The sequence below is a fragment of the Curtobacterium sp. MCPF17_002 genome, assembly GCF_003234115.2.
Lineage (GTDB): Bacteria > Actinomycetota > Actinomycetes > Actinomycetales > Microbacteriaceae > Curtobacterium.
In genome coordinates this window covers 2,012,322-2,031,427 of sequence record NZ_CP126251.1, presented here as the reverse complement: position 1 = coordinate 2,031,427, position 19,106 = coordinate 2,012,322, and the positions used below count along the sequence as shown (strand labels likewise).

The following is a 19,106-nucleotide window of genomic DNA, read 5'->3' as shown; positions in this document are numbered from 1 at the left end:
GGTAGGCTGATCGGTATGGAACCCAGCGCCGACCACGCCGCCGACCGTCACGACCGCATCCGGGTCCGTGGCGCGCGCGAGAACAACCTGCGCGACGTCGACGTCGACCTCCCGAAGCGCCGCCTGACGGTCTTCACCGGGGTGTCCGGCTCGGGCAAGAGCTCGCTGGTGTTCGCGACCGTCGCCGCCGAGTCGCAGCGGATGATCAACGAGACGTACAGCGCCTTCGTGCAGGGCTTCATGCCGTCGCTCGCACGCCCCGACGTCGACGTCCTCGACGGGCTGACCACCGCGATCGTGGTCGACCAGGAACGCATCGGCGCGGACCCACGATCGACCGTGGGCACCGTGACGGACGCGAACGCGATGCTCCGGGTGCTCTTCAGCCGACTGGGCACCCCGCACGTCGGGGGACCGAACGCCTTCTCCTTCAACCTCGCAACGGTCACGGCGGGTGGGGCCATCACGGTGCAGAAGGGCAAGGACGCCAAGGCCGAGAAGGTCTCGTTCTCGCGGCTCGGCGGGATGTGCGCCGACTGCGAGGGCAGGGGCTCGGTGACCGACATCGACCTCACGCAGCTGTTCGACGACACGAAGTCGCTGGCGGACGGCGCCATCACCATCCCGGGCTACGGCACCGACGGGTGGAACGTCCGGATGTTCGCCGAGTCCGGGTACGTCGACAAGGACAAGCCGATCCGCGACTTCACGGCGCAGGAGCGCGAGGACTTCCTCCACCGCGAGCCGACGAAGCAGAAGATCGCCGGGATCAACATGACGTACGAGGGCCTGGTCCTCCGGGTCCGCCGCTCGTTCCTGCAGAAGGACCGAGACGCGATGCAGCCGCACATCCGGGCCTTCGTCGACCGGGCGGTGACCTTCACCACGTGCCCCGCGTGCGCCGGCACGCGACTGAACGACATCGCGCGGTCGTCGAAGATCGCCGGCAAGAGCATCGCCGACGTCTGCGCGATGCAGATCACCGACCTCGCGGCGTGGTTGCACGGACTCGACGAGCCGAGCGTCGGGCCGCTCCTCGACGGACTCCGTGACGCCGTCGACTCCTTCGTCGAGATCGGCCTCGGGTACCTGTCGCTGGACCGGCCGACGGGGACGTTGTCCGGGGGAGAGGGACAGCGCGTGAAGATGGTGAAGCACCTGGGATCGTCCCTCAGCGACGTCACCTACGTCTTCGACGAGCCGAGCACAGGGCTGCACCCGCACGACATCGAGCGGATGAACCAGCTGCTGCTCCGACTGCGCGACAAGGGCAACACGGTGCTGGTCGTCGAGCACAAGCCGGAGGTCATCGCGATCGCGGACCACGTGGTCGACCTCGGTCCGGGGGCCGGCACGTACGGCGGGACCCTCTGCTACGAGGGGCCGGTCAACGGTCTGCGGGGGAGCGGCACCGTGACGGGCAAGCACCTCGACGACCGGGTGACGCTCAGGCCCGAGGTCCGGCAGCGCACCGGCGTCATCGAGATCCGCGGGGCCGACGCCCACAACCTCCAGGGGGTCGACGTCGACGTCCCGACGGGCGTCCTCACCGTCGTCACCGGCGTGGCCGGTTCCGGCAAGAGCACGCTCATCCACGGCTCGCTGTCGCCGCGTGACGACGTCGTCGCGATCGACCAGGGCGCCATCCGTGGCTCCCGGCGCAGCAACCCGGCGACCTACACCGGGCTGCTCGAACCGATCCGGAAAGCGTTCGCGAAGGCCAACGGCGTGAAGCCCGCGCTCTTCAGCGCGAACTCCGAGGGCGCCTGCCCGGCGTGCAACGGCGCCGGGGTGATCTACACCGACCTCGGCATGATGGCGGGCATCGCGACCCCGTGCTCCGAGTGCGGCGGCAAGCGGTTCGACCAGTCCGTGCTCGAGTACCGGCTCGGCGGCAAGGTGCTCGCGATGCCCGTCGCCGAGGCCGAGCAGTTCTTCGCCACCGGCGAGGCGACGATCCCGGCGGCCCACGCGATCCTCGCCCGGCTCGTGGACGTCGGACTCGGTTACCTGACGATCGGGCAGCCGCTCACGACGCTCTCCGGCGGGGAACGCCAGCGACTGAAGCTCGCGACGCACCTCGGTGACGCCGGCGGCATCGTCGTGCTCGACGAACCGACCACCGGTCTGCACCTGGCGGACGTCGATCAGTTGCTCGGGCTGCTCGACCGCCTGGTGGACTCGGGGAAGACCGTCGTCGTGATCGAGCACCACCAGGCCGCGATGGCGCATGCCGACTGGCTCATCGACCTCGGTCCGGGTGCCGGGCACGACGGCGGACGGGTGGTGTTCGAGGGGACACCGGCGGAACTCGTGCGGGACCGGTCGACACTGACGGGGGAGCACCTGGCGGCGTACGTCGGCGCCTGAGGGCGGGCCCCTGCAGTCGGCGCCTGAGCCGAAGGACAGATGCCGGCCGCCGACCTGAACACGAGCCGTACGTTCGGGCTACGGTTTCGAGTGACGCTCACGCATGGCTACCCGGCCTGCGGCTGCCCGGCCGCTCGGCGAGCGTCCGGACCGAAGGAGCCCCCATGTCCAACCAGCCCGGTGGACCGAACTACCCCGCAGCAGGCAACCCCGGCACCGCGCCCACGAGCTCGAGCAACGGCATGGCGATCGCCAGCCTCGTGCTCGGGATCATCGGTACCGTCGTCGGACTCTTCATCCCGATCGTCGGTGTCATCGCCGGTGTCGTCGGCCTCATCCTCGGGATCCTCGCCCGCCGTCGCAGCCTGAGCCGCGGCATCGTCCTCGGCGGGATCATCCTGTCCGTGATCGCCATCGTCGTGGGGATCATCGGCTTCATCATCAACGCGATCGCGCTCGCCAACCTCGTGAACTGAGGCTCGAGACGCACGACCGGAGGCGCGTGGCGGCATCGCCACGCGCCTCCAGTCCGTCTCCGGTGCGTCCCACCGGGCCGCCGGATGCCCGCCCAGGTCCCACGCGTAGCGTCCCCGGCATGAGCTACAGCCAGCCGGACCCCGCCGAAGAGACCACCCAGGCCGAAGCGCCCGAGCAGCCCGACACGGACCGCGAGGACCTCGAGGAGCGCGACGACGAACAGGCCGCGCTCGAGATCGACGCGGACGACGTGCCGACCGACGGCGAAGACCCCGCGGGCGACCAGCAGTCCTGAGCGGCGCACCCCTGACAGTCGGGACGAAGGCGAGGCGCAGCCTCAGGGCGTGAGCGTGACCGCCGCGTCGAGGAGCTCTCGGACGAGCGCGACGTAGGGGAGCCCGACCGCCGCGAACATCTGCGGCACCTGCGACTGCTTGGTGAAGCCCGGGCAGGTGTTCACCTCGTTGAGCACCACGCCGTCCGCGGTCACGAAGAAGTCGAACCGGGCCACGCCGGCGCACCCGAGGGTGTCGTAGAGCGTCCGCGCGGCGCGTTCGACGGCGGCGTGCTCGTCATCCGTCAGTCGTGCGGGCAGCACGAACTCCGCGGTCCCGTCGTACTTCTGCTCCCGGCCGAACAGTGCACCGTCCGCCACCCCGATCTCGAGCGTCGAGCCCGTCCGCAGCGCTCCGGAACGGTCGCGGAAGACGGCGATGTCGATCTCCCTCCCGGTGACGAACGACTCGACCAGGACCTCGGGACCGGCGGCCCGCGCGGAGGCGATCGCGGCGGGGTACTCGCCGGTGTGCCGCACGACCGAGACGCCGTTGCTCGAGCCGCCCGTGGTCGGCTTCACGACGAGGGGCGGCGCGAACGGCAGGGCACCCGCAGTGGCTCCGGCGCGGATGAGCGCGGCCGGCGCCGTGCTGATCCCCAGGGACTCGGCGATCGTCTTCGTCACCCACTTGTCCATCCCGAGTGCACCGGCGCGGACGGGGGAGCCGACGACGGGCACCCCGATCAGGTCGAGGAACCCGGCGACGGTGCCGTCCTCGCCGTGGACGCCGTGCAGCGCCGGGAACGCGGCGTCGCAGGTGGTCAGGAGTGCCACGGCCTCCGCGGGGCACAACGCCGCGCCGTCGGTGTGCCGCCAGGAGCCGTCCCGGTCGATCGTGAGCGGGACCACGTCGAGACCGAGTTCGTGGACGGCCCGGGCGACGGCGGCGGCGGAGGCCAGCGAGACCTCGTGCTCGTCGTTCACACCGCCGCCGATGACGGCGACGCGGCGCAGATCAGTGTGGCGGAGCTCAGCACCGCCCAGGTCAGCGCGGGGCAGCTCAGCGCGGCCCAGGTCGGGGGAGTCGTGGTCAGGCATGCGCGGCCTCCAGGGTGTCGGTGCTGCGGTGGACCCGGGCGACACGGGAGCCGATCCGGGTGACGATCTCGTGCTCGATGGTGTCGGCCCACCGCGCCCAGTCGGCGACCGTGGGATCGCCGTCGGTGCCGCGGCCGAAGAGCGTCACCGTCTCGCCGAGGTGCAGCCGGTCGTCGCCGGTGTCCACGACCACCATGTCCATCGAGAACCGCCCGACGAGCGGACGACGACGTCCGCGGACGTGCACCTCGGCGCGTTCGGAGGCGCTCCGGGGGAGTCCGTCGCCGTAGCCGAGGGGGAGCAGCGCCAGGTTCGTCCGACCCGCCGCCACGTGGTCGAGCCCGTACCCGATGCCGACGCCGGCCCCGATCTCGCGGGTCCCCACCACCGGGGCGGTCAGGGACAGCGTCGGTCGGAGGTCCGTCGAGGTCGCCGACGGGTCGATGCCGAACAAGCCGGCGCCGATCCGGTGCACGTCGTGGGTGCCGCCGGCGCCGGTGATCGTCGCGGCGGTGGCGGCGAGGTGCGTGACGAAGCCCGCGAGACCACGGCGTCGCGCGGTCCGGACGGCGTTCGCGAACAGGAGTCGTTCGCGGTCGTTCTGCGGGTCCTCGGGGCGGTCGGCGCAGGACATGTGTCCCATCACGCCGACGACCCGGACCGTGCCGAGCAGCTGGAGTTCGCGCGCCGCGGTGCAGAGCGCCGACCAGGTCTCCGGAGCGGCACCGTCGCGGGACATGCCGACGTCGACGTGCAGGTGGACACGAGCGCGACGCCGGGTCCGGAGCGCCGCCCGGCTCACGGCGCTGAGGAGTTCGACGCCGGACACCGCGATGTCGACGTCGGCGAGGAGCGCCGCCTCGAAGTCCGCGTCGACGGGGTTCAGCCAGCTGAGCACGGGAACGTCGGCACCGTCGCGACGGATCGCGAGCGCTTCGTCGATCGTCGTCACGCCGATGGAGGTCGCGCCGGCGTCGATGACGGAGCGGGCGATGGCGCCGTGGCCGAAGCCGTCGGCCTTGAGCACGGCCATCAGCCGGCCGTCGGTACGGTCGGCGAACCGGGACGTGTTCGCGCGGATGGCGTCGTCGTGGACGACGAGCTGCGGGGCCGACGTCGTCATCCGGACCTCGTCGGCTCGCCGGTGCTGGTGCTGGTGGTCATGTTCCGATGGTCCCGTCGGCGGAGGTCGCGGCCATCGGCCGCGCGGATGACGCGGCGCCGCCGCTCGACCGAAGTCGGTCACGTCGGCCGGATGACGACCGTCCGTCGGATGGGCGGCGCCGGCCTGGAGGCGCGGATCACCCGAGCCGGTCTGCTCACCTGGTCCGCGCCTCCAGGCCGCAACCCAGGGGATGTTTGACTTTCGTCAAACAAGTGGGATCATTGATCTTGGTCAAGTAAACGGGTGCAGCGTGGCACGCCGGTCGTCCCCACGAGGAGCACAGATGTCAGAACCCAGGTCCGAGGTCGCACACGAGCGATCAGCAGACGCACCCGCCATGTCGCAGCGTCAGGTGCTCGAGGCGCTCTCGGGACTGCTGCTCGGCATGTTCGTGGCGATCCTCGCGTCCACCGTGGTCAGCACGTCGCTCCCACGGATCATCGGGGACCTCGGCGGCGGCGAGAGCGCCTACACCTGGGTCGTGACGTCGACGCTCCTGGCGACGACGGTCTCCACGCCGGTCTGGGGCAAGCTCGCCGACCTCTTCAACCGGAAGCTCCTCATCCAGCTCTCCCTGGTGATCTTCGTGCTCGGTTCGGCGCTGGCCGGGTTCTCGCAGAACCCCGGCACGCTGATCACGTTCCGCGTGGTGCAGGGCCTCGGCGCCGGCGGTCTGACCGCCCTCAGCCAGATCATCCTGGCCGACATCATCAGCCCGCGTGAGCGCGGGCGCTACGGCGGGTACTTCGGCGCCGTCATGGCCGTCGGTACCGTCGGTGGGCCGCTGTTCGGCGGGCTCCTCACGGACAGCCTCGGCTGGCGCTGGAACTTCTTCGTCGGCGTCCCGTTCGCCGTCGCCGCGATCATCCTGCTGCAGGTCACGCTGAAGCTCCGGACCATGCCGAAGCGGAAGGTCTCGATCGACTACCTCGGCATCGCGACCATCGCCGGCGGCGTCTCGCTCCTGCTCATCTGGGTCACCCTGGCCGGCAAGAACTTCGACTGGGTCTCGCCGACCTCGTTCGTGATGGTGATCGGTGCGGTCGTCCTGCTCGTCGCCACGGTGTTCGTCGAGCTCCGCGCGAAGGAACCCGTCATCCCGATGTCGCTGTTCAAGAACCGGACGTTCTCGATGGCCGTCATCGGCTCCATCGCCGTCGGCATCGCGATGTTCGGCGCGACGGTGTACCTGGCGCAGTACATGCAGCTCGCCCGTGGCGCCACCCCGACCCAGTCCGGTCTGCTGACCATCCCGATGATCGGCGGCCTGCTGATCGCGTCGACCGTCGGCGGCATGCTCGTCACCAAGACGGGCAAGTGGAAGCCGATCATGCTCATCGGCTCGATCGCGCTCGTCGTCGGTCTCGCCCTGATGGGCACGATCCAGTACGACACCCCGTACATCGTCGTCGCGGTCTACATGTTCATCATGGGATCCGGCGTCGGCTCGGTCATGCAGAACCTCGTGCTCGTGGTGCAGAACACCACCGAGCCGCGGAACATCGGTGCCGCCTCCGCCGGTGTCGCGTTCTTCCGGTCGCTGGGCGGCGCGCTCGGCGTCTCCGTCCTCGGCACCGTCCTCGGCACCCGCGTCTCCGATCTGCTCGGCGACAAGCAGGTGGCGATCGGCAAGGCCATCGCCGCGCTCGGCGAGAAGGGCGCTGCCGTGGCGAAGGAGCTCGCCTCCGGCAGCATCCCGGCCGTCAGCCAGCTGCCCGACGGTGTCCGTCAGATCATCGAGTCCGCCTACGGTCAGGCCGTCGCGAACATCTTCCTCATCGCGGCTCCGATCTCGGTCCTGCTCGTGCTGGCGATCATCTTCATGCCGAACAAGCCCCTCACCACCAAGACCGTCGCCGAGCGCTCCACCGACGCGGGGCCGCTCGCCGGTGCCGCCGAGGACTTCGCCGGCGTCGGGACCGTGACGGGCTCGAACCCTGTCGTCACGGACAGTGGTTCCCAGGCGGGCGACAAGGCGCATGGCCGACACTCGTGAGATGACGTCGCCCGAGACCCCGACCGCCGCAGAACCCAGCGCGGTCGGGGGAGGCGTGGAGAGCCGGATCGACGCGCTCGAGCGGCAGTTCGCGATGCTGTTCAGCGCGTACCGCACACGGCTTCGGCAGCAGGCGACCGACGTCGATCCGGCGCTCAAGCCCTCGGGGTTCCGCGCGCTGCAGGAACTCGTCGCCGGTGGGCCGATGGGGGCAGGAGTCCTGGCGGAGTCGCTGGGGTTCGACAAGAGCGTCCTCAGCAGGTTGTTGCACGAGCTCGAGTCGCTCGGCCTCGTGTCACGCGGTCAGGACCCTGCCGACCGGCGCGCGGTCATCATCAGCCCGACCGACCGTGCCGTCGAGCGGATGGAAGCGATCCGGAACGGCGCGCGGGACGAGTTCCGCAGCAACCTCGCGGAGTGGCCGGATCACGACCTCGACGAACTCGCGCGGTTGCTGGTGAACCTGTGGCCGCGGTGAGGCGTCGCGGCGGCCGCCGGGGCGTGCGCCGATAATGCATATTATGTCAACTCAGGTCGACCGCACCCCACGTCTGGTGCTCCGTTCCGCTCCCCTCTAGCATCGCGATCATGCGGAAGCTCGTCCTGAAGATGTCGATGTCCCTCGACGGGTTCGTCGCCGGGACCCGTGCGGACTCCGACTGGATGTTCCGCGCCGCCGGCCCGGACTCGGCCGCCTGGGTGCTCGACACCCTCGCCGGCGCCGGCGTCCACGCCTTCGGTCGCACGACCTTCGAGTCGATCGCGGGGTTCTGGGCGAACGCGACGACGCCGATGGCCGCGCCGATGAACAGCATCCCGAAGGTGGTCTTCACCCGTCGGTCCGACTTCGACCCGGCGCTGGTGGCGGGAACCGCGGGTGACTCCCCCGCAGCGGCCTCGTGGGCCGGTGCCCGAGTGGCGAGCGGTGACCTGGCGGCCGAGGTGGACCGGTTGCGCAGCGAGGACGGCGGGTACGTCCTCGCGCAGGGCGGCACGGACTTCTGCCGCAGCCTGGTGCGCGCCGGCCTCGTCGACGAGTACCGCCTGGCGATCCTCCCCGTCGTGCTCGGCTCGGGTGCCGGCGTCTTCGACGGACTGCCGGACGAGCTGGACCTCGAACTCGTCAGCTCGACGGTGTTCGACGGCGGGGCGAAGGGCGATGTCTACCGACCGAGCGGAACCGCGCCACGATGACCGAGCCCACGACGACCGAGCCCACGTCAACCACGGTCCCCACGATCCTGTTCGTTTGCGTCCACAACGCCGGCCGGTCCCAGATGGCAGCGGGCTACGCGCAGGCGTTCGGCGGCGACCGCGTCGAGGTCCGCAGCGCCGGTTCCGAACCGAAGGACGAGATCAACCCCGTCGCGATCCAGGCGATGGCCGAGGACGGCATCGACATCGCGTCGAACCAGCCGAAGGTCCTCACCACCGAGCAGGTGCGCGACTCCGACGCCGTCATCACGATGGGGTGCGGCGACGCCTGCCCCGTGTTCCCGGGCAAGCGCTACGAGGACTGGGAGCTGACGGACCCCGCGGGCAAGGGCATCGAGGACGTGCGACCGATCCGCGACGAGATCAGGCAGCGGGTGCAGGTGCTGCTCGCATCGCTGCTCCCCACCGCGGCATGACGTCGGGCCAGCCGGTGGCGACGGGGCCGCGGACTGCGACGGTGCGGCGGCGGATCGTGGTCGGGTCGCTCGTGCTCGCGGCCGTGGTGTCCCTCACCGGCTGCGTGAGCGGCAGTGCGTCCGGCTCCTGCGCCGGGCCGGAACTCGAACTCGGGGACTCGTCACTCCAGCCGGGCGGCGTCGTCCGGCTCAGCGTCGACTGGATGTGGCAGACCTGCGAGGACACCGGTGGAACGCCCCGCGCCGCGGATGACGTCGACGTGACGATCACCCCCTCGGTCACCGGCGAGGCGGTCGTCCTCGGACACCCGGAGCCGACCGGCGAACGGTTCACCGTGAGCGGGTCGTTCGCGCTGCCCGACGACCTGCCGAGCGGCGATGCGGTCCTCGCGGTCACCTCGCACGGTGGCGACCAGACGCGTGCTGCGCTGCCGGTGTCCGTCGAACCGGCACCCGGCGGCTGAGACGCGGGTCAGAACACCGCGACGGTCATGCCGGCCGATCCGGCGGGGCCGTCCATCGCCACGAGCGCGTCGGGCAGGTCGTCGAAGCCGATCGTCCGACCGAGGGACTCCGCCGGACGGAGCCTCCCCGCGACGATGTCGTCGAGCATCGCGGCGTACTCCCCAACGGCGATCCCGTGGCTGCCGAGCAGCTCGAGCTCCTCGGCGATCACGCGCCCCATCGCGATCGCGGGCGCGGCGTCGTCGTCGAGCAGCAGCCCGACCTGCACGTGCCGCCCGCGCGGGCGCAGGGACGCCACGGCGGCGACCGAGGTGGCCCGGCTGCCGAACGCGTCGACCGAGACCTGCGCTCCGCCGTCCGTGATCGACCGGACGGTGCCGACGACGCCGTCGTCCATCGGGACGGGCACGGCCCCGAGCGCCTCGGCCCGCGCGAGCGCGGCCGGCGACACGTCGACCGCGACGACCCGTGCCCCGGCTGCGACCGCGACGATCACGGTCGACAGGCCCACGCCGCCGCAGCCGTACACCGCGACCCACTCCCCCTCCGCCACCCGGCCTCGGGCGTGCAGGGCGTGGTAGGCGGTCCCGAAGCGGCAACCGAGCCCGGCGGCCTCGGCGAACCCCACGGCATCGGGCAGCGCGACGAGGTTGACGTCGGCGTGCGGCACCACCACGGACTCGGCGTAGGACCCCGGCAGCGTGAAGCCGGGCTGCTGCTGCCGCGTGCAGACCTGGGTGGCGCCGGCGAGGCACTCGCCACACGAACCGCACGCGAACACGAACGGCGCCGTCACCCGCTCCCCCACGGCGAAGCGCGTCACCGCCGACCCGACGGACGCCACGACGCCGGCGAACTCGTGCCCGGGCACGTGCGGCAGGCGGACCGAGTCGTCGTGCCCCTTCCATGCATGCCAGTCGCTCCGGCAGACCCCGGTGGCGGCGACCCGGACGACGACGCCGTCCTCCGGGGCCACCGGCTCCGGCAGGTCGACGATCGAGGGGACGGAGCCGAACCGGTCGTACTGCACTGCGCGCATCCGGCCATCCTGACAGACGTGCCCACGGCCGTGACGGGCGACCACGACGCGGACGGGCGGTGGCCCTGCGGGCGCACCACGGGCCTCCAGGCCGCACTGCGGTGACGGCGCCCGACCGACAGCCGTCGCTTTGTCCCCGGAGCGCGGGTCCTGTCCAGCACACGCGAAGCCCGGTAGAAGAAGAAGCAGGGGTCGCGCCCAACGGCGGGTGCGGGGATGGAGGAACGGTGTCCGGACGCAGCAGGACGACGAGGGCCACCGGACTCGGTTCCCTCGTGGTGATCGGCCTCGTCCTCTCCGGGTGCGCCTCCGGCATCCAACCCCGCGACGACCGCCACGTCGACTACTCGCTGGACGCCCACCTGTCCGGCACCCTCGACGTGATGGGCTTCGGCCTCGGGGACGACGTCGCGACGGTCCGCGACGGCGTGGCCCGGAAGGCCCTCGGCCCGGACGTCCGCGTCTCGATGGCCGAAGGTGCCCTGGACACCCAGACGTTCCTGTCCGCGGTGGCCGCGGGCGATCCCCCCGACCTCGTGTACGCGTCCCGCGACGACATCGGGTCCCTCGCCACGCAGGGTGCGCTGCTCCCCCTCGACCGCTGCCTCGCCGGGTCGGACACGAAGACCTCCGGGTTCCGCGACACCGCGGTGGCGCAGGTGTCGCACGGCGGCCACGTGTACGGGGTGCCGGAGTTCAACCAGCTGCAGATCGCGATGGCCTCGACGGACCTGCTCGATCGCTCGGATCTGACGATGGCCGACGTGAACGGTTCGGACTGGGCCGCGATGACGGCGGCGAACGAGGCGATGACGCGGACGAGCGGCAAACGGCTCGACGTGATGGGCGTCGACGCGAAGCTGCCGGACTTCTTCTGGCTCTGGAGCCTGGCCAACGGTGCTCGGCCCATCTCGGAGGACGGCCGTACGGCGCAGCTCGACGACCCGGCGGTGGTCGAGGCGCTGCGGTACGCCGTGTCGCTGACCGGACCCGAGGGCGGGTTCGACCGGGTGAAGGCGGTGCGCGACGCGGCCGACCTGTTCGGCGAGGACAACCCGTTCGCGTCGGGCGGTCTCGGTGCGGAGCCGATGGACAACTGGTACGTCAACGTGCTCGAGGACGTCAGCCCCGACGTGCGCCTGCAGTTCGACGCGTTCCGCGACCGGCAGGGCGACCCGATCGCGTTCGCCGGCGGCAGCGCGTGGGGTGTGCCGGTGAACGCACGGGACCCGCAGCTCGCCTGCCGGTACGCCGTGACGATGACCGGTGTCGACGCGTGGATCGCGGCCGCGAAGGCCCGCATCAGCGCGGGGACCAAGACCCACAAGCAGTTCACCGGGCTCCTCACCGCGAACCGTGCGGCGGACGCGCGGATCGAACGCATGGCGCTCGACCAGGCGGCGGAGCAGGGCCGGTCGTCGGACGACCAGTGGGTGCAGGCGGTCCGTGCGATCTACACGGCGAACGACCACGCCGTGTCGGCACCGGCGAACCCCGCAGCCGCCGAGTTCGCGAAGGCGTGGCAGGACGGGGTGAACAGCGTGCTCAACGGGCAGGCCACGCCGGAGCAGGCGATGGCACGCGCGCAGGAGGTGGCCCAGCAGGCGCTCGACGCGGCCTGGGCCGAGGAAGGACGACGATGACGACCATCCGGACCGGCGTGCGCCGCCGCCGACGCCGCGAAGCGACGAGCGCACTCCTCTTCATCAGCCCGTGGATCATCGGGTTCCTGGTGTTCACCCTGTGGCCGATCCTGCAGAGCGCCTGGCTGTCGATGACCGACTACGACGTCCTGCACGCGGCCCGCTGGGTCGGCTGGGACAACTACGTCCAGCTCTTCCAGGACCCGAAGGTCGCGCTCTCGCTCGGCAACACAGTGCTCTTCACGGTCCTCGAGGTCCCCGCCCACGTCCTCGTGTCCCTCGCGCTCGCCCTGCTGCTGGCACGGGCCGGCCGGGCGTCCGGGTTCTTCCGCACGGTGTTCTTCCTGCCCAAGATGACACCGGCGGTGGCGGTGGGCGCCCTGTTCCTGCTCGTGTTCAACGGGCAGGACGGCCTGGTGAACCGCGCGCTGGCGCTCGTCGGCATCGACGGGCCGGCGTGGACGACGGACCCCGCGTGGGTGAAGCCGGGCCTCGTCATCATGAGCCTCTGGACCGTCGGCGCGAGCGTGGTGATCTTCCTCGCCGCGCTCCGCGCCGTGCCGACCGACCTCCTCGAGGCCGCCACGCTCGACGGCGCCGGCCCCTGGCAGCGGACGCTCCGGGTGACACTCCCCCTCATCAGTCCGACCGTCTTCTTCGTCACGGTGGTCACCACGATCGCGTCGTTCCAGACGTTCACGGAGTCGTACACCGCGTTCTTCGGGGCGTCGAGTTCCGCCTACGGCAACGACGCGGCCCTGTTCTACGTGATCTACCTCTTCCAGCAGGGCTTCGAGTACCTCCACATGGGCTTCGCGTCGGCGATGGCCTGGGTGCTCTTCGTCATCATCCTCGCCGTCACGATCGTCCAGATCCGTGTCTCGCGACGGCTCGTCCACTACGAAGGGGGCGACGCATGAGCGCCGAGACGCTGCCTGGAGGCACGACCTCCCCCGACACGACGGCCGCCGTCGGTCCGGGGCCGGTCCCACCCCGCTCGGTGCGGGCCGGTGCCACCGGTGCGGTCCGCCCGGAACACGGGTCAGGGCGCGGCTGGCGCCGCGGCCTGACGATCGCGGCGCTCGTCGTCTGCGCCGTGGTGTTCCTGTACCCGTTCCTCTGGTTGGTGAGCGCCTCGTTCAAGCCCCGCAGCCAGGTGTTCGACAACGCGCTCATCCCGCGCACCTTCACCCTCGACAACTACGTCACGATCTGGCAGTCGGCGCCGATGGCCCTGTGGATCGGGAACACCCTCGTCGTCACCCTGCTCGCGACGGTCGCGGTGACGTTCACGTCGGCGATGGTCGCCTGGGGGTTCGCGTACTTCCGGTTCCGCGGCCGGAACCTGCTGTTCGGGCTGGTGCTCGCGACGATGATGCTGCCCGGCGCGGTCACGATGATCCCCACGTTCATGATCTGGAACACGCTGGGGCAGTCGGGCACGCTCACACCGCTCTGGGCCGGGAACCTGTTCGGCTCGGCGTTCTACGTGTTCCTGCTCCGGCAGTTCTTCCTCGGACTCCCCCGCGACACGTTCGACGCGGCGACGGTCGACGGCGCCGGGAACTTCCGGGTGTTCTGGTCGGTGGCGCTGCCGCTCTGCAAGCCGGCGCTCGTCGTCACGGCCCTGTTCGAGGCGCAGGCGAGCTGGACCGACCTGATGAAGCCGCTCATCTACCTGCGGGACTCGGCGACGTTCACCGTGCCGCGCGGGCTCAAGGCGATGGTCGACCAGTTCGGGTTCGGCGGCGAGTTCCACTGGGAGCTCATCGTGACGGCTTCGGTGATCACCACGGTGCCGATGATCATCCTGTTCTTCATCGGGCAGCGGCAGTTCGTCGAGGGGATCGCCACGACCGGCGCGAAGGGGTAGGGCGCGCCGCCCCGTGCCGCGCCGCGCCGGTGCCGGGCCGTCCCGACCCGCCCCGTGCGAGGTTCCGTACTCGGTGCCACTCATCGAGCGGCGCACGGAGTACGGAACCTCGCACCGGAGTCCGTCGCGGGCGTGCGGGCGGGCGGGCCTCAGTACTCGACGCGGCCCTCGCGGTCGTGGAACTCGCCGGTCGGGCCGTAGGTCCCGAGCGTCGCCAGCGCCACCGTGGCGTCGGTCCCCTCGCTCACGGTCTGGTGGCCACCGAACCCGTTGAACTCCGTCGCCGTGTACCCGGGGTCGCTCGCGTTCACCCGGAAGGTCGGCAGGTTCTTGGCGTACTGCACCGTCAGCGCGATGAGGGCCGCCTTCGACGCGGCGTACGGGATCGCCGGCACCGGGAACTCGTCCCGCCCGGGCGTCGACAGCCACCGCGGGAACCCGACGCCGGACGCCACGTTCACGATGACCGGGTTCGCCGACTCACGGAGGAGCGGGAGCGCCGCCTGGGTGACCCGCACCACCCCGGTGACGTTCGTGTCGAGCACGGCGGCGATGGCCGCGGCGTCGAGGTCGTCCACGCCGAACGAGGTGCCGAGCACCCCGGCGTTGTTCACGAGCACGTCGAGCTCGGGGATCGTCGCGACCGCCCGCTCGATGCTCTGCTGGTCGGTCACGTCGAGCTGGACGACGTGGGCGCCGAGCGCACGGGCGTCGTCACCGCGGGACGGGTCGCGCATGCCGGCGTACACGGTGTGCCCGGCCTCGACGAGGCGGCGGACGGTCTCGAGGCCCAGGCTGCGGTTGGCTCCGGTGATGAGTGTCGTTGTCATGCCACCGATCCTCGGCCCGCTCGGACGGATCCCCCAGGCACCGGACGACGGTGGGACCACCAGTACCAGGGAGGACGCCGTGCCCGGGGCGATGATGGACCCATGAGCGAGTTCGCGAACGTCCTGCGGTCCTGGCGCGACCGGGTCCGCCCGGAGGAGGTCGGCCTGCCCGCCGGTGCCGGTCGACGGACATCCGGGCTCCGCCGCGAGGAGCTCGCGGCGCTCGCCGGGGTGAGCGTCGACTACGTCGTCCGCCTCGAGCAGGGCCGTGCGACGAACCCGTCGCCGCAGATGCTCGGTGCGCTCGCCACGGCGCTCCGCCTCACGACCGACGAGCGCGACCACCTGTTCCGCGTCGCCGGGGCCGCGGCGCCGTCGCGTCAGGTGGTCCCCCGCCACGTGACCCCGGGCGTCCAGCGGATCGTCGACCGGCTCGGCGACGTGCCGCTCGCGGTGTTCACGGCCGCCCACGACATCGTGCTCTGGAACGACCTCTGGGCCGCGCTGTCCGGCGACCCGACCCGCTACACCGGCATCGAGCGGAACCTGGTCTGGCGGCACTTCATGCACGGCCACGACGGCGTCGCGTGGGACGACACCCACCAGGAGGACTTCTCGAGCGACCTCGCCGCCGACCTCCGTGCCGCCGTCGGACGCTACCCGGCCGACCGTGACCTCGCCGAACTCGTCGCCCGGCTCCGCCGCGGGTCGCCCGAGTTCGAGCGGCGCTGGGACACCGGCCGGATCGCCGAGCACCGTGCCAGCCGGAAGACCGTCGAGACCCCGGTCGGTCCGATCGAGATCGACTGCGACGTGCTCAGCGTGCCCGCCGGCGACCTGCGGATCGTCGTCTACACCGCGGTCCCGGGCACCGAGGACGCCGCCAAGCTCGACCTGCTCCGGGTCACCGGCCTGCAGGAGCTCACGCCGCGGTGAACACCAGCGACGCGTTCTGACCGCCGAACCCGAACGAGTTGTTGAGCGCCGTCCGGAGCGGTGCGCGGCGCGCGACCCCGGCCACCACGTCGAGCTCGACCGCCGGGTCCAGGTGCTCCAGGTTCAGCGTCGGCGGCACGAGTCCGGTCTCGATCGCCCGCACGGCGAGGATCGACTCGACCGCGCCCGCCGCACCGAACATGTGCCCGATCGCGCTCTTCGGCGCAGTCACGAGCGCACCGGTGCCGACCGCCCGCGTGATCGCTGCGGCCTCACCGACGTCGCCGACGGGCGTGCCGGTCGCGTGCGCGTTGACGTGGTCGATCTCCGCGCCGGTGAGTCCGGCCATCCGGATCGCCGCCGTCATCGCGCGCTCCTGCTCGCTGCCGTCGGCGAGCGGCGCGGTGATGTGGAAGGCGTCCGAGGTGATGCCCCACCCGGCGAGCGTGCCGTGCGACCGCTGCGCCCGGGCCACGGCGTGCGACGCGCGCTCGAGGACGACGAACCCGGCGCCCTCGCCCAGGACGAACCCGCGGCGGTCGGCGTCGAACGGGCGCGAGAGCATGGTCGGGTCGTCGTCGAGGGGCTTCGCGAGCGCCTGGGACTGGGCGAAGGACGCCATCGTGACCGGGGTGACCGCGGCCTCGGTCCCGCCGGCGACCACGACGTCGGCCTCGCCCGTGACGATCAGCCGCGCGGCCATCGCGATCGCCTCGGCCCCGGAGGCGCAGGCGGACACCGTCGTGTAGGCCCCCGCGCGGGCGCCGAACGCGATGCTGATCTGCGCGGCCGCGCCGTTGGCCATGAGCATCGGCACCGTGCGCGGGGACACGCGCCGTGCTCCGGACTCGCCGAGCACGTCGTGGGCGTCGAGGAGCGTCTCCACTCCCCCGATGCCCGTGCCGACCACCACGGCGAGTCGGTCGCCCTCCACCGTCGGCGCCCCGGCGTCCGCCCAGGCCTCCTCGGCGGCGACGAGGGCGAGCTGTTGGCTCCGGTCGAGGCGGTTCGCCCGGACCCGTCCGAGCGCGCCGTCGGCGTCGAGCGCCGCGTCGGCCCCGACCCGGATCGGCAGTCGGTCCCACAGCGCGCCGGACCGGTCGAGGACGCGCACGCCGGACCGGCCGGCGACGAGCGCGTCCCAGAGTGCGTCGACGCCGTGGCCGAACGGGGAGACCGCGCCGTAGCCGGTGATCGAGATGTCCACTGGAGACTCCTTCTTGTACGTTGAACAAGTTGAGTTGTACCACGTACAATTCCGGAATGGCAACCACGACCGACGGACCCGGCACCTCCCGCGGCGCAGCGACCCGCGCGCGGATCCTCGCGGCGACCGCCGGACTGCTCAGCACCAGCGGCAGCGGCAGCGTCGGCGGCAGCGGCAGCAGCGGCGGCGGCGGCGGCGCCCGGCGCTCGGTCACGGTCAGCGAGATCGCCCGTGCGGCCGGCGTGTACCCGAACCAGATCACGCACCACTACGGGTCGAAGGACCGCCTCGTCCTCGACGCCGCGTTCGCGCTGTTCCTCCGCGACACCACGCGGCTGCAGGCGGCGGGGCGGCGGGCATCCTCGGCCGAGGCGTTCCGGCACGTGCTCGCCCGGACCGCCCTCGCGATGCCCTCGACCCCGCTCGTCGTCCGGGCCCTCGCGGCAGCCGGTGACGACGCCGGACAGCGCGAACGGGTCCGGCTGCTGCTGGCGGTGCTGTTCCGCCAGTCCGAGCGCTACCTCGAGCGGGTCGTCGCCGAGCACGGGTGGACGAGCGGCAGCGGCGTCGGTCGCGATGCCCGGACCTTCTGGAGCGCGGTGTTCGGCGCGACGCTCCTGGCCGACGCCGGGGTCACCGGCGGCCCATCGGACCTCGACCTCGCCGGCACGGTCTCGATCCGCTGACGACGCCGGGAAGCGGCCCGGTGGCGATTCGGGGGCGGCCGGAACGGCGCGGTCTACTCGCCGAAGCCGGACCGCACGAGTGCGACGAGCGCCGCGACGGCGTCCTGTGCGTCCGGCCCGGTGCCCTCGATGGTGACCGCCGCCCCCTTCGGGAGCGCCAGCGCCATGATCGCGAGCAGGCTCTTCGCGTCCACACCGTTCACCCGGACCGTCGCCTCGTACTTCGCGGCGGTCTTCACGAACTCCGCCGCGGGGCGGGCGTGCAGCCCGGTCTCGTTGACGAGCGCGACGGTCTCGGACACGGCCACGTCGTCGACGGAACCGGTCCCGGAGACCGTCTCCGCGCCTCCAGGCTGGTGACCGGACGGACTGGAGGCGCGACCCGCGTCCGTCTCGGAGGCTGCGGCGGACGCGGCGGCGGCCAGGACGGCGTCGACGTCCCCGCCCGTCTGCGCGGCGACGGCCGCTGCGACCGCGCCCTCCACCAGCGGTGCCTGCGAGACGTGCACCCGCGCACGGGCGTCGTCGTCGAGGAAGTCGAGCGCCGTGTCGGTGGTGAGGTAGGCCGAGCCGAGGTCGCACAGGACGACCACGGCGTCCGCGTCGGCGAGCTCCTCGATGCCGGCCGTGATCGCGTCGAACGAGGTGCCGATCCCGCCGTCGTCGGTGCCGCCGGCGGCCACGAGCGGGACGTCGGCGGCCATCTGCCGGGCGAGTTCGACGGTGCCCGTCGCGATCGCCGCGCTGTGCGAGACGATCAGGATGCCGACGGTCACGCTGCGCTCCGGACGGCGTCGACCGCGGCACGGAGGATGTACACCGTCGACTGGGCACCCGGGTCCCGGTGTCCGACGGCGCGCTCCCCGAGGTAGCTCGCGCGGCCCTTGTGGGCGACGAGCGCGTCGGTCGACTCGGCACCGGTGACGGCGGCGTCCGCGGCGGCCGCGAGCACCTGCTCGGGGCTGTCGCCCGCGGTCGCGGCGGTCGCGGCGGCGTCGACGGCGGGCGACCAGGCGTCCACCATCGTCTTGTCGCCGACCGCGGCCTTGCCGCGCGAGACGATGCCGTCGCGCGCCGCGGTCAGCACGGCGACGAGGCCGTCCGGGTCGAGCTCGGTGGCGTCGCCGGCTGCCTGGGCCGCCTTGAGGTACGCGGTCCCGAAGAGCGGGCCGGCAGCGCCGCCGACCGTCGAGATGAGCTTCGTCGCGACGACCTTGAGCACGGCTCCCGGGGTGTCGAACGAACCGGTGTCGACGGCCTCGAGCACGGCACGGAAGCCCCGGTCGAGGTTCTCACCGTGGTCGCCGTCGCCGATCTCCCGGTCGAGCGTGACGAGCTCGGCCCGGTGCTCGTCGATCGTCGCGGCGGTGCGTCGGACCCATTCGATGGCCCATGCGGTGTCGAGCGCCAATT

General features: G+C 71.9%; 20 protein-coding genes. 13 read left to right on the top strand and 7 right to left on the bottom strand.

The window, feature by feature from the left end:
* The first annotated feature begins 15 nt into the window (after positions 1-15).
* From DEJ28_RS09550 to DEJ28_RS09540, 3 genes are all read left to right on the top strand, one after another.
* A complete protein-coding gene (locus tag DEJ28_RS09550; RefSeq protein ID WP_111116455.1) occupies positions 16-2,370 on the top strand; it encodes an ATP-binding cassette domain-containing protein in 2,355 nt (784 codons plus the stop codon).
* A 164-nt stretch (positions 2,371-2,534) separates the two neighbouring features.
* Complete coding sequence (locus DEJ28_RS09545; RefSeq protein ID WP_111116456.1) at positions 2,535-2,846, top strand: DUF4190 domain-containing protein; 312 nt, start codon at positions 2,535-2,537, stop codon at positions 2,844-2,846.
* A gap of 119 nt (positions 2,847-2,965) precedes the next feature.
* Complete coding sequence (locus DEJ28_RS09540; RefSeq protein WP_181433774.1) at positions 2,966-3,142, top strand: hypothetical protein; 177 nt, start codon at positions 2,966-2,968, stop codon at positions 3,140-3,142.
* 42 nt (positions 3,143-3,184) lie between these two features.
* Here DEJ28_RS09540 and DEJ28_RS09535 read toward each other — a convergent pair whose 3' ends face one another.
* Both DEJ28_RS09535 and alr read right to left on the bottom strand, forming a co-directional pair.
* Positions 3,185-4,222 carry a D-alanine--D-alanine ligase family protein gene (locus DEJ28_RS09535; RefSeq protein WP_111116457.1) on the bottom strand — a complete coding sequence of 346 codons (1,038 nt, stop codon included), beginning with the start codon at positions 4,220-4,222 and terminating at the stop codon, positions 3,185-3,187.
* Entirely contained in the window at positions 4,215-5,345 is a 1,131-nt protein-coding gene (alr, locus tag DEJ28_RS09530; protein ID WP_111116458.1) for an alanine racemase, read from the bottom strand. Before alr ends, DEJ28_RS09535 begins: the two co-directional genes overlap by 8 nt.
* A 325-nt stretch (positions 5,346-5,670) precedes the next feature.
* Between alr and DEJ28_RS09525 the strand changes: the two genes are divergently transcribed.
* From DEJ28_RS09525 to DEJ28_RS09505, 5 genes are all read left to right on the top strand, one after another.
* Positions 5,671-7,383, top strand: a complete 1,713-nt coding sequence (locus DEJ28_RS09525) for an MDR family MFS transporter (protein ID WP_502866922.1) — start codon at positions 5,671-5,673, stop codon at positions 7,381-7,383.
* On the top strand, positions 7,367-7,861 hold the full coding sequence (locus tag DEJ28_RS09520) for a MarR family winged helix-turn-helix transcriptional regulator (RefSeq protein ID WP_111116460.1): 495 nt from the start codon (positions 7,367-7,369) through the stop codon (positions 7,859-7,861). Before DEJ28_RS09525 ends, DEJ28_RS09520 begins: the two co-directional genes overlap by 17 nt.
* A 110-nt stretch (positions 7,862-7,971) precedes the next feature.
* The gene (locus tag DEJ28_RS09515; RefSeq protein WP_111116461.1) at positions 7,972-8,577 is read left to right on the top strand and encodes a dihydrofolate reductase family protein; all 606 of its coding nucleotides are present in this window, start codon (positions 7,972-7,974) and stop codon (positions 8,575-8,577) included.
* Positions 8,574-9,014, top strand: coding sequence for an arsenate reductase ArsC (locus tag DEJ28_RS09510; RefSeq protein ID WP_111116462.1), 441 nt, complete (start codon positions 8,574-8,576; stop codon positions 9,012-9,014). The genes DEJ28_RS09515 and DEJ28_RS09510 overlap by 4 nt, the downstream gene beginning before the upstream one ends.
* Positions 9,011-9,478, top strand: a complete 468-nt coding sequence (locus tag DEJ28_RS09505; protein WP_111116463.1) for a hypothetical protein — start codon at positions 9,011-9,013, stop codon at positions 9,476-9,478. The genes DEJ28_RS09510 and DEJ28_RS09505 overlap by 4 nt, the downstream gene beginning before the upstream one ends.
* Positions 9,479-9,486: 8 nt before the next feature.
* Here DEJ28_RS09505 and DEJ28_RS09500 read toward each other — a convergent pair whose 3' ends face one another.
* A complete protein-coding gene (locus DEJ28_RS09500; RefSeq protein WP_111116464.1) occupies positions 9,487-10,518 on the bottom strand; it encodes an alcohol dehydrogenase catalytic domain-containing protein in 1,032 nt (343 codons plus the stop codon).
* A 227-nt stretch (positions 10,519-10,745) separates the two neighbouring features.
* Here DEJ28_RS09500 and DEJ28_RS09495 point away from each other — a divergent pair, with 227 nt between their 5' ends.
* Genes DEJ28_RS09495 through DEJ28_RS09485 form a run of 3 tightly spaced genes read left to right on the top strand, consistent with a single transcriptional unit; the run spans position 10,746 to position 14,034 of the window.
* On the top strand, positions 10,746-12,161 hold the full coding sequence (locus DEJ28_RS09495; RefSeq protein ID WP_111116465.1) for an extracellular solute-binding protein: 1,416 nt from the start codon (positions 10,746-10,748) through the stop codon (positions 12,159-12,161).
* Positions 12,158-13,081 (top strand): carbohydrate ABC transporter permease, encoded by a 924-nt coding sequence (locus DEJ28_RS09490; protein ID WP_111116466.1) that lies wholly within the window; start codon positions 12,158-12,160, stop codon positions 13,079-13,081. Before DEJ28_RS09495 ends, DEJ28_RS09490 begins: the two co-directional genes overlap by 4 nt.
* A complete protein-coding gene (locus DEJ28_RS09485) occupies positions 13,078-14,034 on the top strand; it encodes a carbohydrate ABC transporter permease (protein WP_111116467.1) in 957 nt (318 codons plus the stop codon). The genes DEJ28_RS09490 and DEJ28_RS09485 overlap by 4 nt, the downstream gene beginning before the upstream one ends.
* Positions 14,035-14,183: 149 nt before the next feature.
* On the opposite strand, the gene DEJ28_RS09480 is transcribed toward DEJ28_RS09485, so the two are convergent.
* Positions 14,184-14,864 (bottom strand): SDR family NAD(P)-dependent oxidoreductase, encoded by a 681-nt coding sequence (locus tag DEJ28_RS09480; RefSeq protein WP_111116468.1) that lies wholly within the window; start codon positions 14,862-14,864, stop codon positions 14,184-14,186.
* A gap of 102 nt (positions 14,865-14,966) precedes the next feature.
* Between DEJ28_RS09480 and DEJ28_RS09475 the strand changes: the two genes are divergently transcribed.
* Entirely contained in the window at positions 14,967-15,800 is an 834-nt protein-coding gene (locus tag DEJ28_RS09475; RefSeq protein ID WP_111116469.1) for a helix-turn-helix domain-containing protein, read from the top strand.
* Here DEJ28_RS09475 and DEJ28_RS09470 read toward each other — a convergent pair.
* Positions 15,787-17,007, bottom strand: a complete 1,221-nt coding sequence (locus DEJ28_RS09470; protein ID WP_111116470.1) for a beta-ketoacyl-[acyl-carrier-protein] synthase family protein — start codon at positions 17,005-17,007, stop codon at positions 15,787-15,789. The two genes, DEJ28_RS09475 and DEJ28_RS09470, sit on opposite strands and share 14 nt — an antisense overlap.
* Before the next feature lie 56 nt (positions 17,008-17,063).
* Here DEJ28_RS09470 and DEJ28_RS09465 point away from each other — a divergent pair, with 56 nt between their 5' ends.
* Positions 17,064-17,693: a TetR/AcrR family transcriptional regulator gene (locus tag DEJ28_RS09465; protein ID WP_111116471.1), complete on the top strand. Its 630-nt coding sequence runs from the start codon at positions 17,064-17,066 to the stop codon at positions 17,691-17,693.
* 53 nt (positions 17,694-17,746) lie between these two features.
* Here the strand turns inward: DEJ28_RS09465 and dhaM are convergent, their stop codons facing one another.
* Together dhaM and dhaL are read right to left on the bottom strand one after the other, a co-directional pair.
* On the bottom strand, positions 17,747-18,469 hold the full coding sequence (gene dhaM / locus DEJ28_RS09460) for a dihydroxyacetone kinase phosphoryl donor subunit DhaM (RefSeq protein WP_111116472.1): 723 nt from the start codon (positions 18,467-18,469) through the stop codon (positions 17,747-17,749).
* Positions 18,466-19,104 (bottom strand): dihydroxyacetone kinase subunit DhaL, encoded by a 639-nt coding sequence (gene dhaL / locus DEJ28_RS09455; protein WP_111116473.1) that lies wholly within the window; start codon positions 19,102-19,104, stop codon positions 18,466-18,468. Before dhaL ends, dhaM begins: the two co-directional genes overlap by 4 nt.
* Between the last annotated feature and the right edge of the window lie 2 nt (positions 19,105-19,106).